Raw genomic sequence first — 17,122 nt, 5'->3', positions numbered from 1 at the left:
TCCCACCGGGCGAGCCACGTCAGCCGTCCCGCCGGGCGGTTCGCCGTGAAGGTCCCGCCAGGCAATTCGCGTCAGCCGTCCCACCGGGCGAGCCACGTCAGCCGTCCCGCCGGGCGGTTCGCCGTGAAGGTTCCGGCGGGCTCCACCTCCTACTGCAAGGACCCCCATGTCTCATGTCAGCCGTGGCAAGCGGCTGGGCTCAGGATTCCGACGGGCCTGGGCCGCCGTGGTCGTGTCCGGCCTCGGGGACGGCCTGCGCCTGGTCTCCCTGCCCCTGCTCGCCGCTCAGCTCACCGACGACCCGGTGCGGACCGCCATGGTCTCCTTGGCCGAACAACTCCCCTGGTTGCTGCTCGGCCCGGTGGCCGGAGCGCTCGCGGATCGCTTCGACCGCCGCGGGATCATGGCGGCGGTCGACTCCGGACGGGCGGTCGTGGCCGGCTCCCTCGCGTTCGCGGTGGCGGCACACATGGTGTCGGTCCCCGCTCTCGCGGTCTTCGCCTTCCTCCTGGGATGCGGTTTCGTCCTGCACGGAGGGGCGTGGTCGGGGCTCGTGCCGACGCTGGTGCCGCCCGAGGCGCGCGCCTCTGCCAACGCCCGCCTGCACATGGGCGCGCTGACGAGCAACACCCTCATCGGGACTCCCCTGGGCTCCGTGGTGTTCGCCGTCTCCGCCGCTCTTCCTTTCGCCCTGGACGCGGTCTCCTTCGGGCTCGCCGCGCTCCTCGTCATGACCCTGAGCGGGGACTTCCGGCCGCGTGCGGCGGGGGGACCGAAGCCCACCGCCGCACTGCTGCGACGCGACACGGTCGAGGGCGTCCGATGGCTCTGGCGGCATCGGCAGCTGCGCCGGCTGTGCCTGGTGACGGGCATCTGCAATCTCGTCGGCGTCGGAGTGATCTCCGTTCTGGTCCTGTACGCCCGGAACACCCTGGGCATGTCCGGCTTCGGCTACTCCCTGCTGCTCGCCGGGTCCGCCCTCGGCGCCGTCGCCGGAGCCGCCGTGACACCGCGCATGGTCCGGTGGGCCGGCCCCGGACGCCTGCTGCGGCTGGCGCTGGTGGGGGGCGCGCTCTCCGTCGTGGCCACCGGTGCCGCGCCGTGGGGCCTGGCCGCCGGATGCGGCATCGCCGTGTACGGCGCCGTCAACGCCGTCTGGAACGTCACCGTGCTGACACAGCGTCAGTCGCTCGTGCCCAACGTGCTGCTGGGACGTGTGACGGTGGCCTACCAGATGGTCACCGGATGCGCCAGCGCGCTCGGTGCCGCGACGGGTGGCCTGGCCGCGCACGCGTTCGGGCTGCGTGCTCCGTTCCTCACGGGTGGTGTCCTGCTGCTCGTGGCCGCGCTGATCAGCCCACGCCTGGCGGCGGGGGCCTCCCGGTCCACCGGCTCGCCCTCGGACACGCGGCCCGGCGCACGGGATGCTGAGGCCCCGGTGGAACCGTCCGCCTGACGGCCGGGCCCGGCCGCACGCCACGGGTCGCCGGGGCGTCCTCGGGGCGCTGTGCGCAGCGTCCGGCGGGCCGCGGCCTGGTGCTTCCAAGCCACGGCCGGCCCGTGACCGGGACAGGGCGGCCCCGGCCCCGCGGCTCTACCCGGCCGCGCCCAGCACGTCGGGTGCCGCCGCCCGGCTGTGCGGCAGGAAGTCGTCGTGCCGCACGCCCCATCCGCGGTCGACCGCCACGTCGCGGACCAGCCGCGCCACCGCGAGGTCCAGGATGCCCAGGCCGAACGGGGAGAAGACGGTGACCTTGCCGGGGTCGCGCCGGTACGGCTCCCCCGTGGAGAGGATCCCGCCGATGGCGGCGCTGATGAAGTCGCGGTTGCCGACGAGTTGTTCGGCCAGGTGGACGGAGGTGGCGGCGCGGCAGACATGGTCCGCGTCGTCGACGACGTTCACGGCCTCCAGCACCGACTCGGGTGTCAGGTCCCGCAGGGACAGGTGCAGTACGAGCGTCCCGGGCCGGCAGTGTTCGAGGCCGACGTGCGGGACGGCCGCCGTCGAGGCGAGGGACACCAGCGGGCTCGCCGCCATCGCCTCACCGATCGTCTCGGCCACCTCGACCTCCAGGCCGGGTGGGCAGGACCGCGCGAAGTCCAGGGCTCGCCGGCGGTTCAGGTCGAAGAGGCGGACCGACCGGATCCCCGGTACGGCCACGCGCAGGAAGCGGAGGACCTCCCGGTTGATCACACCGCAGCCGATCAGCGACACCGAGGTCTCCGCGGCGGCACCGGGCATCGCCGCCGCGGCGAGTGCCGCACTCGCCGCCGTACGGCGTGCCGAGACGACCGAGGCCTCGATCAGTGCCTCCGGGTGACCGGTGCGCAGCGAGTTGAGGATGATCGCCGCCGAGGCCCGCTCCAGGCCCGCCTCGACGTTGTCGGGGAAGGAGGAGATCCACTTGATTCCCGCGATCTCGTCCGCGCCGCCCAGATGCGCGGGGAGTCCGATGATGCGGTTTTTGGGGTGCTCCGGGAAGCGGAGGAAGACGGAGTGGGGAACGGCGGACCGTCCCGCCGCGTGGGCCGTGTAGGCGCGCCGGACGGCGTCCAGGACGTCGCCGTCACGTCCGTCCAGCACCTCGCGGACGATGGCGTTTCCGATCACAAGCATGCGAACTGCTCCTCTTTTGCGGTGCCGGGGACGACCGGGATGGGACCCAGGTGGGCGGCGGTCCAGGTGTCGTCGTAGACGGTGTTCAGGTAGCGCTCGCCGCGGTCGGGGAAGACGAGGACGCAGGTCGAGCCGGCCGGCAGGTGCGGACGCAGCCGGGCCAGCGCCGCGACCACGGCCCCCGACGAACCGCCGGCCAGGATCGCCTCCGTGGCCACCAGGTGGCGGCAGCCGGCGACGCTCTCCTGGTCGCTGACGTGGACGACCCGGTCGGCCAGGCCGGGCGCGTACAGCGCCGGCCGGAGGGCGGCGCCGTGGCCGGGGAGCTTGCGCCGCACCGCCGGGGGGAACGCGTCGAAGATCGCGCTGCCGAGCGCGTCCACGGCGACGATCTCCGCCGGCAGCCGGTGCTCGCGCGCGTACTCCGCGCAGCCCCGCAGGGTCCCGCAGGAACTCGCCGAGCAGAACAGGTAGTCCAGGTGCCCGCCGGGCAGTCCCTCGACGATCTCCCGCATGGTGGTCCAGTGGGCGGCGGCGTTGAGTTCGTTGCCGTACTGATCGGGCCAGTAGGCGCCCGGTACGGCGCGCACCAGTTCGCGCACCCTGCGCAGCCGGCTCGGCAGGTAGTCGCCGGTCGCCTCGTCCGGCTCGGTGACCAGGTCGACCTCGGCACCGAGGGCGCGCATGATCGCGAGGTTCTGCTGGTTGGCCCGCGGGTCGACCACACAGATGAAGCGCAGATCGAAGTACCGGCAGACCTGGGCCAGGCCGATTCCGAGGTTGCCCGAACTGGACTCCACGACCACGGACTTTCCCGGGATCAGCTCCCCCCGGCGGATTTTCTCGCGGAGCATGGTGACCGCGGGACGGTCCTTGATACTGCCCGCGGGATTGAAGCCTTCCAGCTTGGCATAGACCTTGACGCGGTCGTCCGGGAAAATCCTGGTGAGTTCGACGAGCGGTGTGGATCCGATCGTCGAGAGAATGCCGGGTGCTCGGGTCTCGCCTGTCATCGGTCGGTCGTTCCCCGTGCCGCTGAGTCCATGGCCGCGATCAGGCTCTTGGGACGCATGTCCGTCCAGTTCGCCTCGATGTGGGCGAGGCAGGCCTCCCGGCTGTCCTCGCCGAACACCGTCTGCCATCCGGCCGGCACATCCGCGAAGGCCGGCCACAGTGAATGCTGGCCCTCGTGGTTGACGAGAACGAGAAAGCGCCCTTCGGGGTTGTCGAACGGGTTCGTCACAGCGGATCTCCCTTTTCACAGGTTTTCAGGTCGATTACGAAATGGGGGGTCAGCGCGCCATCCGGCGCAGCCGGGGGCGGGCCGGGGCGCTGCTCCCGGCGGACAGCCGGACCGCCAGCCGGGCGGGCGTCGGCGCCTCGAACACCGCGCGCACGGGCAGTTCCGCCCCCAGCACGCTGCGCACCCGGGACGCGAGCCGGGTCGCCAGCAGCGAGTGGCCGCCCATCCGGAAGAAGTCGTCCTCGGCGCCCACCCGTTCGAGGCCGAGGATCTCGGCGAACAGCGCGCACAGGGCCTCCTCCCGCGGATTGCCCGGTGCCCGGGAGGGCTGTGCCGGCGCACCGAAGTCCGGTGCCGGCAGCGCCCGCCGGTCCACCTTTCCGTTCGGCGTGACCGGCAGGTCGTCCAGGACCACGATCGCCGCGGGCACCATGGCGGCCGGCAGGACGTCCGCCAGGTACTCCTGGAGGACGGCGGGGGTGCCGGCGGCACGGCGCCGGCGCCGGCGGGCGGCCGACGGGTCGTTGGCGAGTGCGGTGCCTGCCGCCGCCGCCCCGGCGTAGGCCTGCACCGGTCCGGTGGCGTCGGCGGGCAGGTACAGGATGTCGAACAGGTCGTCGCGGCCGGCGTTCCAGGTGGGCACGGAGCGCATGCCGTGGGCCTCGCCGAGACGGCACAGTTCCTCGGGGTCCAGGCCCGCCCCGCGGAGCAGTTCCAGCGCTCCGTGCGCGTCCTCGTCCCGGAGCATCGCCTCGGCCGCGTGGAACTCGCCCGTGATCCGGCCGTTGGGGATCCCGGTGACGCGCAGCCCGGACGGGGAGGAGGCCAGCAGGGCGGCGAGATCCACGGAGGCGTCGGAGCCCTCCGTGGCGATGTCCTCCCACCGCCGGTGCGGGACCTCGCCCACCGGGACCTGGCCCCTCCGGGCCTCGTCCCCGGGCACCTCCCGTGCCGGTGCGGGCAGTCCGTTCTGGTCCGGAGCCGCCTTGTGCAGCACCACCTCGTAGCGGTGGCAGGTCAGTTCGTTGTGGAACGAGCCGCGCTTGAGCCGGATGTCGACCCCGGCCACGCGGGGGTCGCCGGCCGCCAGCGCGGTGAAGAACCCGGGGGCGACGACGAGCTCCTCCTCCGCCGCCACCGACTGGTCCACCGCCGCCCGCAGCCGGGCGGGGGGTGTCGCGGCGGGCAGGCGCCGGCAGGCGACGCCGGTCCGCAGAGCACGGAGCGTCCTGAGGTTGCGCACGTCTCCGACGACCATGGCCCCGCCCGGTGCCAGCAGGTCCAGGGCACGGTCGATGACCTGGGTCAGGTACCGGGCGTCGGGGAAGTACTGCGCCACCGAGTTGAGCACCACGGTGTCGAAGTGACCGGTGGGCAGGCCGTCGAGGGAGTCGGCGGGCAGGCAGCTCAGCCGGACGCGTCCGGCGAGTGCCGGCACGTCGGCCAGGTGCCGTTCCAGCCGGTCCACGGCCTCCTGGGAGAGGTCCGTGCCCCAGTAGGTCTCGCACGAGCCCGCCAGCCGCGCCAGCAGCAGCCCGGATCCCACACCGATCTCCAGGACGCGGCGCGGACGCAGTTCCCGGATCAGCCGGACCGCCGAGTCCCGCCACTGCCGCATCTGCTCGACGGGGATCGGACGGCCGTCGTAGCTGCTGTCCCAGCCTCGGAAGTCCTCGTCCCAGGGCGCGTCCCCGGCTCCGGCGTACACCTGGTCGTGGATCTCCCGCCAGTCACCCACCAGCTCCCCGCCGGTGCCGGCCCGGGGGTCGGTGCCGGTGTCGTCGTCGGTGCCGGTGTCCGGGACGACGTACGCCACCAGCCGGGTGTCACCGGGTACGTCCTCGCGCGGCACCACGGCCGCCCGGCGCACCCAGGGGTGCTCGGAGAGCCGCGCCTCGACCTCGCCGGGCTCCACCCGGTGGCCGCGGACCTTCACCTGGTCGTCCGCGCGTCCCCGGAAGACCAGCTGTCCGTCCCGCGTCCAGGCCGCCAGGTCTCCGGTGCGGTACATGCGCTCGCCCGGCGCGCCGAACGGACAGGCGACGAACCGGCTCGCGGTGAGCGGCGCCTGCCCCCGGTAGCCGCGCGCGATCCCGGCGCCGGCCACGTACAGCTCGCCGGCGACCCCGGTGGGGACCGGGCGGAGATGCTCGTCCAGGACGTACACCCGCGCGTCGTGGACGGGACGGCCGATCGGGACGGCTCCGCCGTCGGCCGCCCCGCCGGTCAGCGCCTCGCTCATGGTGGCGCACACCGTCGTCTCGGTCGGCCCGTACGCGTTGACCATCCGGCGTCCGGCGGACCACCGCGCCGCCAGCGCGGGCGAGCACGCCTCCCCGGCGGCCACGAGGACGCGCAGGTCGTCCAGGGACGTCTCGCTTCCCTCGGGCAGGGACTCCAGCGCGGACGGGGTGACCGTCAGGTGGGTGACCCCTCCGGACGCCAGCGCGGCCGCCAGTTCCTCCCCGGCCAGCGGGCCCTCGACGTCCGGGACCACCAGGGTGCCCCCGGAGGCGAGCGCCATCAGCATCTCCCACACGGACGCGTCGAAGCCCGGCGAGGCCAGTTGCAGCACCCTGCTGGAGGCGTCGGCGCCGAGGTGCGCCGCCTGGGCCGCTGCCAGGCTGGGCAGGCCGGAGTGGGGGACGACGACGCCCTTGGGGCGGCCGGTGGACCCGGAGGTGTAGATGACGTACCCGGCGTTCGCGGGCCGCAGCGGCCCCACGCGCTCGGCGTCGGTCAGGGGCGTGCCCGGCAGCTCCGCCAGCGTCCGGGCCAGGCCGGGGCTGTCCAGGAGGAGGCGCGGGCCGCCGGAGTGCGGCAGCCGGGCGGCGGTGCGGCCGTCGGTGATCAGGGCCACCGGGCCGGCGTCCGCCAGCATGTACGCCATCCGCTCGGCCGGGTAACCGGGGTCCACCGGCAGGTACGCCGCGCCGGCCTTGAGCACGCCGAGCGCGGTCACCACCAGGTCCGCCGAACGCGGCAGGACCACCGCGACCACGTCCTCCGGTCCCACGCCCGTGCCCGCCAGGTGCCGGGCCAGCCGGTTGGCCCGGGCGTCCAGCTCCGCGTACGTCAGGATCCGCTCGTCGTGGACGACGGCCGGCGCGTGCGGCGCCGCGACGACGTGCGCCTCGAACAGCGCGGGGAAGGTGCCGGGGGCACCCGCTCGGCTCACCGTCGTCTCGCCGCGCGCGCTCAGCAGCGCCCGGCGCTCGTCCGCGTCCAGGACCTCCAGACGGCCGACGCGCGCGCCGGTGTCGGCCACCATCTGTTCCAGGACCCGCAGCAGGCGCCCGACCATCTGTTCCACCGTGGAGCGGTCGAACAGATCGGTGGCGTACTCGACGAAGCCGTGCAGGCCGGCCACGGAGCGGTCCGCGTGCTCCCGCTCGCTCAGCGAGAAGAGCAGGTCGATCTGGGACGTGCCCTTCCGCGCCCACTCCAGTCCGGCCTCCAGGCCGTGCAGTTCGAACTCGGCGTGCTGGTTGTTCTGCAGGACGAGCGCGACCTGGTAGAGCGGGTGGCGCGAGGCCGAGCGGGCCGGGGCCAGGGCACTGACCAGGTGTTCGAACGGCACGTCCTGGTGGGCGTACGCGGCGAGCGACGTCCGCCGGACGCGTGCCAGCAGCTCGGCGACGGTCGGGTTCCCGGTCAGGTCCGCGCGGAGCACGAGCGTGTTGACGAAGAAGCCCACCAGGTCGTCGAGGGCCTCGTCCAGCCGCCCGGCGGCACCGAAGCCGATCGGCACGTCCTCACCGGCGCCCAGCCGTGACAGCAGCGCGGCCAGCCCGGCCTGGAGGACCATGAAGAGGGTGACATCGTGCTCGCGGGCGATCCGCAGCATGCCCTCGTGCAGTTCGGCGCCCAGGGTGAAGGTGACGAAGCCGCCCTCGTGCGACGCCACCGCCGGGCGGGGCCGGTCGTGGGGCAGGACGAGTTCCTCGGGCGCGCCGGCCAGCTCCTGCCGCCAGTACGCCACCTGCCGGGCCAGCACGCTGTCCGGATCATCCGGTTCGCCGAGGATCTCCCGCTGCCACAGCGCGTAGTCCGCGTACTGGACCGGCAGCCCGGACCAGTCCGGGGCGCGGCCTTGCGCGCGGGCCTCGTAGGCCTGCGCGAGGTCCCGCGCGAGGGGCGACAGCGACCAGCCGTCACTGGCGATGTGGTGCAGCAGCAGGACGAGGGTCCGCTCGCGTGCGGACACCTCCAGCAGCGTCGCCCTCAGCGGGGCCTCGCGGGACAGGTCGAATCCGTACCGGGCGGCGGCCTCGACGGCCGCGCCGACGCCGTCCTCGGGCACGGGCACGATCTCCAGACCCGGCCAGGCCTGTTCGACCTCCAGCACCTGCTGCCGGGGCACCCCCGCCGCCTCGGGGAAGACGGTGCGCAGGCTCTCGTGCCGGGCCATGAGGTCGCGCAGGGACGCCTCCAGCGCGGCCGTGTCCAGGTCGCCGGTCAGCCGCATGACCACGGGCATGTTGTACGTGGCGGTGGGTCCCTCCATGCGGTGCAGGAACCACAGCCGCTGCTGCGCGTAGGACAGCGGAACGGCGTCGGGGCGGGTCCTGCGGGAGAGTTCCGGCCGGGCGGCGGACGAGGTGTCCAGGCGCGGCGCCAGCGCCGCCGGCGTCGGAGCCTCGAAGACCTCGCGGACGGGGAGTTCGACGCCGAAGACGCTGCGCACGCGGGAGGCCAGCCGGGTCGCCAGCAGCGAGTGGCCGCCCAGGTCGAAGAAGCCGTCGTCGACACCGACCTGCGGCACCTTCAGGACCTCGGCGAAGAGGCCGCAGAGCATCTCCTCGGCGGCGGTGCGCGCGGGACGGGACGCGCCGTCCGTTCCCAGCTCGGGCTCGGGCAGCGCCCGGCGGTCGATCTTTCCGTGCGGGGTCAGCGGGAACGCGCCCAGGACGAGGACCGCTGCGGGAACCATGTGGCCGGGCAGGTGGCCGGCCGCGTGGGCGCGGACGGCTGCGGCGTCGGCGGCACCGGTGACGTAGCCGCACAGCTGGGCGCGGCCGGCCTGGTCGTGCCGGGCGACGACGATCGCACCGGTCACCCCGGGAGCGCCGCGCAGTACGGCCTCGATCTCGCCCAGTTCGACGCGGTGGCCGCGTATCTTCACCTGGAAGTCGCGGCGGCCGAGGAATTCGAGCTGGCCGTCGGCGCGCCGGCGCACCTGGTCGCCCGTGCGGTACATCCGTCCGCCGGGGTCCGGGGAGTACGGGTCGGGCACGAAGGTCACCGCGGTGCGCGCGGGGTCGCCCACGTAACCGCGCCCCACTCCCGCACCGGCCACGTACAGCTCGCCGGCCACGCCGACCGGCACCGGTCGCAGGGCGTCGTCCAGCACGTGGAGCCGGGTGTGGCGCACCGGGCGGCCGATCGGCACCCGTGCGGCGCCCACCGGCCCGGTCAGCACCGCGTGGGTCACGTCGTCCGAGCACTCGGTGGGGCCGTACGCGTTGACCAGCGGCACCTCGGGGTAGCGGGCGAACCACCGCTCGCACAGCTCCGGCGGCAGCTCCTCACCGGTGACCACCAGCAGGCGCAGGCCGGTGAGATCCGGGGCGAACGGCGTCTCGTCCCAGGTGTCGAGCGCGGTGAGCAGCAGGGAGGGCACCACTTCGAGGACGGTGACGCCCTCGCTCTCCACCAGGCCGAACAGCGCACGGGGGTCGGTGGCCGTGGCGTGGTCGACGACACGGACCCGGCCGCCCACCGCGAGCGGGGCGAGCATCTGCCAGACGGAGACGTCGAAGGTGAGCGGCGCGTTCTGCACCACCAGGTCCCCGGCGGTCAGCCGCAGGTCCTCGGTCTTCGCGGCGAGGTGGTTGGCCATGCCCGCCCGGTGGACCATGGCGCCCTTCGGGCGGCCGGTGGAGCCCGAGGTGAAAATCACGTAGGCCAGGTCCAGCGGATCGGCCGACAGCGCGGGCCACGGCCCGGCCCACGCGCCCGTGTCCCCGCCGAGTGCCAGCACCTGGGCCCCGCCGCCGGACTCGGCCGCGATCCGGGCGGCGGCGGTCTCCCGGCCGGTGCCCGCCAGCAGGACCCGTGCGCCGGAGTCCGCGAGCGCGGCGGCGGAGCGGGCCTCCGGGGCCTGGGGATCGAGCGGCACGTAGGCCCCCGCGGCGCCCAGCACGCCGAGGACGCCGGCGACGAACCAGGCGCCGGGGTCGGCGAGGATCGCGACCACCTCACCGGGTGCCCAGCCGGGCACCTCCCGCAGCGCGGCGGACACGCCGGCCGCGCGGGCGAGCAGTTCGGCGTAGGTGAGTTCGCCCGAGGCGTCCACCACCGCTGTCGCGTCCGGTGTCTCGGCGGCGGCCTTGCGGACGCGTTCCACCAGGTCCTCGGCGTCGGCGGCACCCGCCGTGTCGTTCCAGCCGGACAGCACCTGGTGGCGCTCCTCGGCCGAGAGCAGTTCCAGCTGCCGTACGCGCGTCGCCGGGTCGGCCGACACCTGTTCCAGGACGCGGACGAAGCGGGCGACGAGCCGCTCGACGGTGTCCCGGTCGAACAGGTCGGCGGCGTACTCGACGACACCCGACATCCCCGCCCCGGAACCGTCGGGCGTGGTCCGCTCGTGCACGGAGAACATCAGGTCGAAGCGGGAGCGGCCGGTGCCCTCCATCTCCGCGCTCACCCCGAGCCCGGGCAGGGCGAAGCCGGTGCGCTCCCCGGCCTCCACGACCAGCTCCACCTGGAACAGCGGGTGGCGGGCCGCCGACCGGGCCGGGGCCAGTGTGCCGACCAGGTGCTCGAAGGGCACGTCCTGGTGCGCGTAGGCGGCCAGCGCGGTGCGGCGCACCCGGGCGAGCAGTTCGCCGAAGGACGGGTCCCCGGACACGTCCGCCCGCAGGACCAGCGTGTTCACGAAGAAGCCGACGAGGTCCTGGAGGTCTTCCTCCTGCCGGCCGGCCACGTCGAAGCCGATCGGCACGTCGTCGCCCGCGCCCAGCCGGGAGAGCAGGGCGGCCAGCGCGGCGTGCAGCACCATGAACAGCGTCGCGTCGTGCCCGCGCGCGACCTGCCGCAGGCTCTCGTGCACGGTGGCGGGGATCTCGAACGGCACGTAGCCGCCCGCGTAGGACGCGACCGCGGGGCGCGGTCTGTCGTACGGCAGCGACAGCTCCTCGGGGATGCCGTCCAGCGCCTCGCGCCAGTAGGCGACCTGCTGCGAGAGCGCGCTGTCGGGGTCGTCCGGGTCTCCCAGCAGCTCGCGCTGCCACAGGGTGTAGTCGGAGTACTGCACCGGCAGCGGGGTCCAGGCCGGCGCCCGGCCGGCCAGCCGCGCGCGGTAGGCCTCGGACAGGTCCCGGGCCAGCGGGCCCAGTGAGGCGCCGTCGCAGGCGATGTGGTGGAGCACCAGCACCAGCACCCGGTCGCGCGGCGTGACCTCGATCAGCGTCGCGCGCAGGGGAGGCTCGGCGGACAGGTCGAAGGCGTGCCGGGCCGCCGCCTCCACGGCCCGCGGCACGTCCCGCGGCGCGAGCGAGAGCGTCCGCATCCCGGTCCAGCCGGCGTCGGGGTCGAGGACCAGTTGTCGGGCCTCCCCGGCCTCCTCCGGGAAGACCGTCCGCAGCGCCTCGTGCCGGGCGACGACGTCCCGCAGCGCCGACTCCAGCGCGTCCCGGTCGAGCTCCCCGGCGAGCCGCAGCACCAGGGGCATGTTGTAGGTGGCGCTGGGGCCCTCGAACCTGTGCTGGAACCACAGTCCCCGCTGTGCGTAGGACAACGGAATCATGAGGTCTCTCCCTTGTTGGTCACCTTGCGGAGCTTCGGTCGCTGTCGCCGGGCGGCCGGCTGGTCCAGCAGCGCCGCCAGCCCCGCGGGGGTCGGCGCCCGGAACACGTCTCTGACCGGCACCTCCACGCCGAGCGCGGCACGCGCGCGGGAGGCCAGCCGGATCGCCAGGAGCGAATAGCCGCCCAGGGCGAAGAAGTTGTCGTCCACCCCGACGCCGTCCCGGCCGAGGACGTCACCGAACAGCCGGCACAGCGTCTCCTCGCGGGCGTTCCGCGGGGGGCGCGGGGCTCGTTCCCGCGGGGCCCGTTCCGGGGTGGCGGGGCTCTCCGGGGCCGTGGGGGGCTCGGCCGCCGTGGGAGGCTCCGAGGCCGTGGGGGGCTCGGCCGCCGTGGAGGGCTCGGAGGCCGTGGGCGTCCCAACCTCCGTGGGCGTCCCATCCGCCGCGGAGGCCCCATCCGACGTGGAGGGCTCGGAGGCCGTGGGCGTCCCATCCGCCGTCGGCGTCCCAACCTCCGTGGGCGTCTCATCCGCCATGGGCGTCCCATCCGCCGTGGGCGTCCCGTCCGCCGCGAGGGTCCCGTCCGCCATGGGCGTCCCATCCGCCGTGGGGGTCCCATCCCCCGTGGACGCCCCGTCCGCCATCGGCGTCCCGGACTCCACGGCGGTCTTCGGAGCCGTGGGGGTCTCCAGTCGCAGACCGGTGTCGTGTGCCACCTGTTCGAGCAGGTCCAGCCACTCGTCGAGCAGGTCCCGCGCCGTGGCGGCGTCGTAGCGGCCCGCGTCGTACTTCCAGAGGATCTTGAAGACCCCGGCCTGCTGGTAGATCTCGGCCGTCAGCTCGAACGCGCTCTGCTGGAACACGCCGTCCAGGGGCCGCAGACCCAGTTCACCCGGTTCCGCCGTGGCCTCCTCGGAGAAGAGCTCGGCCCCTTCGAAGTTCTGGAACGACAGGCAGGTCCGGACGAGGCCGGCCGCGGTACCCCCGCGCTCCTCACCGAGCGCCCGGACGATCTCCGAGAACGGGTACGCGCCGTGCTCCAGGCCGTTCACGACGGCCCGCCGGACCGCCGTCAGCAGATCGGTGAAGGGGCCGGCGCCGACCGTGACGCGGATCGGCAGGAGGTTCACGAAGTGGCCGATGACCTCGGAGAACCGCGCCTGCGCCCGGCCCGCGTTCGGCAGGCCGACCGTCAGGTCGCTCTGTCCGGTGGCCCGGTGCAGGAACGCCAGGTAGGAGGCGAGGAAGAGCACCGTGGCACTGACCCGGGTCTCCCGGGCGCGCCGCGTGAGCGCCGCGGAGAGCTCCGGCGTCAGGGTCACCACGGCGACTTCCGTCCGGGTCCGCGACCGCTCCTCGGCGGGCCGGGCCATGGGCAGGGCCAGGGGTGCGCGCGGCGCGCGCAGCTCCCGGACCCAGTAGGCGCGATGGGCCTCGCCCTCGGGGCCGGCCAGCATCCGGGCCTCCCACTCGACGAACTCGGTGTAGTCGGCGCTCACCGGCGGGTCCTGCGCGTCCCCCGGCCGCAGCGCCGCGCGGTACGCCGAGGCGATGGAGCCGGCCAGCAGCGCGGCCGAGGTCCCGTCGAGGACGATGTGGTGCGCGGTGACGAGCAGCAGGCGGCGCTCACCGCCGCCGTCGGACGCGGGGGCGGTCACCAGGTGCACCCGCAGGAGCGGTCCGTTCTCCAGGTCGAAGGGGGCGCTCGCGAGTTCCCGCAGGGCCTCGATCTGCTTCTCCAGGGATGCCGACGTGACCTCGACCTTCTCGAACAGCGGCCCGTGCGACCGGCCGAACTCCAGGTGGGGCACGCCGTCCTCCTCGCGGACGACCGCGCCGAGCACCGGGTGCAGCCGGAGCTGGGCACGGCACGCCTCTTCCAGGGCCCGCTCGTCCAGGTCGCCGGTCAGCTCCCAGGCGACGGGAACGTTGTAGGCGGTCAGCTCCGGGCTGGTCCGCTGCTCCGTCCAGATGCCCGTCTGCACCTGCGACAGCGGGGAGCGCGCCGGTGCGGGGGGTGCGTCCGGTGCCGTCGTCGGGGCGGTGTCCGCCGGGCGCAGGCGCGCCAGCAGGGCCTGTGCCCGCTCGCCATGCGTGGCCAGGAAGTGGTCGGCCAGCTCGTCGAGGGTCTCCCGCTCGAAGAGGAGCGTGGAGGGGATGTCACCGAGATCCTCGCGCAGTTCGTTCGTCAGTCGCAGGACGAGGATCGAGTCCATCCCGTAGGCGCTCAGGGGTTCGTCGGCGGCGATCTTCTCCGCGGGGATGCCGAGCGTCGCCGCCGCCTTGTGCCGCAGGTACCCGACCATCGCGTCGACGGGGGGCGCGGCCTGCGGGGCGGCGGTGGCCGGGGTCGGCGTGGCCGACGTGGCCGGTGCGGGCGTGGCCTGTGACTGCCGGCGTGACTGCGGCTGCGGGTGTGACTGCGGCTGCGGCTGCGGGCGTGACTGCGGCTGCGGCCCTGGCCGACGCGGTTCCGACGACAGCGGCACGGACGTACGGGGCGTCCCCGTGGGGCCCTGCTGTCGCACGACGCCGTCGCTCCGCGCCGCGATGACCTGCTGCCCGAGCGGAAGGGCGTGCGGCAGCACCGGTACGACCCGCGAGAAGCCCTCGCCCCGCAGCACCTGCCGCCAGGTGTCGGGCGACAGCGCCGGCGAACCCGGGATCCGCAGTGCCGCGTCCGTGAAGAGCCACCAGCCCTCCAGCAGGCCGAAGGTGAGGTGGCTGAACACGTCGAAGGCGGCCAGCTCGTTCAGCAGCAGCCAGCCCCCCTCGCGCAGCGCCGCCTTCGCGTTGCGGAGGGTGTTGCGGGTGTCCCGGGTGGCGTGCAGGACGTTGGCGGCCACGACGAGGTCGTAGCTCCCGGGCACGATGCCCTGGTCCGCGACCGGGCGCTCGGCGTCGAAGAGCGCGTAGTCGAGGTACGGCACCCGGGGGCCGTAGGCGGTCCGGGCGTGGTTCAGGAACGCCTTGGACAGGTCGGTGTAGGTGTAGGTCTCGATGCTGTCCTGGTAGGGGCGCAGCGCTTCGAACATGCCGGCGCTCGTTCCGCCGGTGCCCGCGCCGATCTCCAGGATGCGCAGGCGCGCCCCGGGGTCGCGTCGTAGGCGCTCCGCCACCAGGCCGGCGGCGGTGTCGGTCATGGCGCGGTTGAACAGGTCGGCGACCCGGTTGTCCCGGTAGCAGCCCTCGACGAGTTCCATCGAGCCGCGCGGGAACATGACGTCCGTGGGACGCGTCGTGCCGGTGAGGATGTCCGGCAGGGCCCGCAAGGTGGCGTCGACCAGGGCGAGTTCCGCCTTCCTGTCCGGATCCGCCGACCACACCGCGCGGCGCTCGTCCCACTCGCGCACGACCTCCCCGAGCGGCGGTGCCGAGGGGGGAGCCGTCCGCAGCGCGTGGTCGAGCCACGTCGTGTAGCGCTCCAGGATTCCGGCGCGGTCGCGCAGACGGGCGAGGTCCGTGTCCGCCTCCCCTTCCCCGGGCACGGCGCCCAGCGCCGCCAGGTGCGCGCGGGTGAGCCGGGCCAGCAGGGGATCGCGCTCGTCGCGCCGCCACCGGGCCGTCTCACGCGCCAGTTCCCGATCGGCCCGCGAGGCGGCGAGGGGTTCGACCGCGTCGTCCTCGGCCGGCTGATGCCCGCTCTCGTGGACCGTGACCCGGGTCGTGGGGGAGACGGCCGCGAGGGCGTCGGGACGGGACGTCGGGACGAAGCTGAGCTGGGTCAGCGGTCCGCCGAGGAGCCGGCCGAGTGCGGCCATGGCCTCCGGTGGCTCGATCGACACCAGGCCGGCGCGCGTCATCCGCTCCCGGTAGAAGTCGGAGGAGACACTGCCGAGGCTCCCCCACCAGCCCCAGTTCATCACCCGCACCGCTGCGGGCACGCTGTGGGACAGCAGGTGCGCGTAGGCGTCGCTGAAGGTGGATCCGGCGGCGTAGTTGGCCTGTCCCGCGGCGGTCGTGAACGACTGGATCGAGGAGAAGGAGAGCATGAAGTCCAGCGCGTCGTCCGCGAAGATGTGGGCCGCGGCGACCGTGACGTCGACCTTGGCCGTCAGGCTCGCGCGCAGGTCCGCCTCGTCCATGGTGGCCAGCGTCCGGTCGCGCAGGTCGAGCGCGGCGAGGACGACACCGTCGACACGCCCGTGCCGCTCCCTGATCTCGTCGCGGGCCCGGCGCAGCGCCTGTACGTCTCCCGCGTCGGCCGCGATGTAGCGGACGTCGCCCCTGCCGTGGACGCTCTTGAGCGCGGCGTCGACCGTGGCGTCCTGGGGGCGGCGTCCGATCCAGACCACGTGGGCGCCGTGGTGTTCGACGACGTGCCGGGTCCATGCGGTGCCCAGGCCGCCGGCGCCGCCGATCACCACGTAGACGCCGCCCTCACGGTAGGCGTCCGGGCCGTGCGCCCCGCTCTCGTACGGCGCCCAGCGGCGTACGAGCCACTGGCCCGCGCGCCGTGCCCAGCTGTCGCCGTCCGCGTGGGCGGGAAGCGCCGTCAGGTCCTCGGGCCACGCGTCGCCGTCCAGGTCGACGCTGCGGACGGTCCAGTTGGTGTACTCGCGCCCGAGTGATCCGAACAGTCCGTGAAGGCCGGCGTGGGCGGGCCGCACCTCCTCCTCCGGGTGGGTGGCGAGGCACTGCCGGGTGACCAGCGTGATCCCGAGCGGACGCGCGTCGTAGCCGGCGCGCAGCAGCGCCTTGACGGTGCGGAACGCCGCGATGACGCCGTCCTCCTGGGCGGCGGAGAAACCGGGCAGGTCGGTCGCCTCGACGCGGGTGCCGGGGGCGATCCAGACCAGGTGGTCGACCGGTCCGGCGGTCCGCAGCGCGTCGTCCGTCTCCTCGGGTGAGGCGGACGGTACCGAGGCGAGGAACACCGCGCGGGGGAAGATCCGGGTGAGCGCGGCCCGTTGGCCGTCCGTGCCGCCGATGACGAGCACGCGGTCGTCGGCGGCCGGCACCGGCCGGTCGTCCGGGCCGGCGGTGACGGGGTCCCAGACCGGGGCGAGGAGCGCGGGCGGCTGCGCGGGGACGACGCGCGAGGTGTACCCGGTCATGCGGACGCGGACCTCGCCGTCGGGGTCGAGCAGGTCGATGTGGAGCGTGCTCGTCGCGGTGGCCTCGGTGCCGCCGTCCGCCAGCCGGACCACGGCCCACATCGAACGGGGGCAGGGGGCGAGGATCTCCAGCCGGTCGAGGAAGAACGGCACGGCGGTCTCGGGTGCCGCGCCGCCCGCGGCGAGCTGCATCGCCGCGGACGCCTGGATCGCCGCGTCCAGCAGCGACGGGTGCAGGACGTACGGTGCGCCGGACGGGACGCCCGCCGGTACGCGGAGCTCGGCGAGCACGACGCCCGGGCCGGCCCAGGCCCCCTCGATAGCGCGGAGCGACGGACCGTGGCTGATCCCCATCGACCTCAGCGCGCGGCTGATCGCCTCCGGCGGCACCGGGGTGGGGCACTCGGCCCGGACGGCCGTGAGATCGACGGAGTACGGACGCGCGCCGCCGGAGC

General features: G+C 74.4%; 6 protein-coding genes (1 of these 6 cut by a window edge). 1 reads left to right on the top strand and 5 read right to left on the bottom strand.

The features are described from left to right. The first annotated feature begins 166 nt into the window (after positions 1-166). Complete coding sequence (locus tag ACH4LD_RS33815; protein WP_398057939.1) at positions 167-1,456, top strand: MFS transporter; 1,290 nt, start codon at positions 167-169, stop codon at positions 1,454-1,456. A 138-nt stretch (positions 1,457-1,594) separates the two neighbouring features. Here the strand turns inward: ACH4LD_RS33815 and sbnB are convergent, their stop codons facing one another. The 5 genes in view from sbnB to ACH4LD_RS33790 are tightly spaced (at most 49 nt apart) and all read right to left on the bottom strand, a layout consistent with a single transcriptional unit that may run on beyond the window. Beyond that, positions 1,595-2,617, bottom strand: coding sequence for a 2,3-diaminopropionate biosynthesis protein SbnB (gene sbnB, locus ACH4LD_RS33810; RefSeq protein WP_398057938.1), 1,023 nt, complete (start codon positions 2,615-2,617; stop codon positions 1,595-1,597). Beyond that, entirely contained in the window at positions 2,608-3,630 is a 1,023-nt protein-coding gene (gene sbnA, locus ACH4LD_RS33805; RefSeq protein WP_398057937.1) for a 2,3-diaminopropionate biosynthesis protein SbnA, read from the bottom strand. The genes sbnB and sbnA overlap by 10 nt, the downstream gene beginning before the upstream one ends. Further along, positions 3,627-3,860 carry an MbtH family protein gene (locus ACH4LD_RS33800; RefSeq protein ID WP_398057936.1) on the bottom strand — a complete coding sequence of 78 codons (234 nt, stop codon included), beginning with the start codon at positions 3,858-3,860 and terminating at the stop codon, positions 3,627-3,629. Before ACH4LD_RS33800 ends, sbnA begins: the two co-directional genes overlap by 4 nt. A gap of 49 nt (positions 3,861-3,909) precedes the next feature. Then, on the bottom strand, positions 3,910-11,610 hold the full coding sequence (locus tag ACH4LD_RS33795; RefSeq protein ID WP_398057935.1) for an amino acid adenylation domain-containing protein: 7,701 nt from the start codon (positions 11,608-11,610) through the stop codon (positions 3,910-3,912). Next, positions 11,607-17,122: the 3' end of an SDR family NAD(P)-dependent oxidoreductase gene (locus ACH4LD_RS33790; protein ID WP_398057934.1), read on the bottom strand. Its footprint extends 15,598 nt past the window's final position; the window shows 5,516 of its 21,114 coding nt (coding positions 15,599-21,114); its start codon lies beyond the right edge, outside the window — the gene reads right to left on this strand; it ends in the stop codon at positions 11,607-11,609. The genes ACH4LD_RS33795 and ACH4LD_RS33790 overlap by 4 nt, the downstream gene beginning before the upstream one ends.

Source organism: Streptomyces sp. NPDC017676, assembly GCF_044329325.1.
Classification (GTDB): Bacteria; Actinomycetota; Actinomycetes; order Streptomycetales; family Streptomycetaceae; genus Streptomyces.
Note: the sequence above shows the minus strand (reverse complement) of the source record. Positions and strands in the feature narration are given on the sequence as shown.